We start from the raw sequence: 512 nt of genomic DNA on the forward strand, positions 1-512 counted from the left end.
AGAATTTTAAAAGTCCCAGTAGAAAGCGCATACGACATAAACAATATAACTGATAATAAGCGTACAAGGGTAACTATGTACGTTTATGCTTTACCAAAATTAAACGACGCAAAGTATTTCATAGGTGAAGCGGTACAGACTTTTCTTAACTACTCAACAGCGCCATTAGACCGCTCAACTATTGAGGCTTACGGAGACGAGCAGATTACACTCATGGTATCTGATATGGAAGCTTCCTCAGCAGTAGGAAGCAAAGGTAAGCAACTAGTATCATACGCTACTCTTACTTCTAAACAATGAGTTAAACACAATCTAGCAAAAATAGAGTTAGGAGACAATGGATCCATAGAGCCTCTTATGGCAACAATAAATAAACCATTTAACCTCGCAGATTATAAGAGTGGTAAGCAATTATTATTTATTGTTTCAAATGTAGATATTATCAAAGAAGCGTCTGATAACCCAAGAGTTATTGACAAAGACGGAGAGTATAACATTGAGCTAACTAATAT

General features: G+C 35.9%; 1 protein-coding gene. It reads left to right on the plus strand.

Going from position 1 to position 512, the window contains the following annotated elements; translation table 11 throughout:
- Positions 1–300, plus strand: a 300-nt coding sequence (locus R7226_RS31595) for a hypothetical protein (RefSeq protein ID WP_318601540.1), incomplete at its 5' end; no start/stop codon positions are given.
- Positions 301–512 lie beyond the last annotated feature (212 nt).

Origin of the sequence: Conexibacter stalactiti (assembly GCF_033542075.1) — a bacterium.
Classification (GTDB): Bacteria; Actinomycetota; Thermoleophilia; order Solirubrobacterales; family Solirubrobacteraceae; genus Conexibacter; species Conexibacter stalactiti.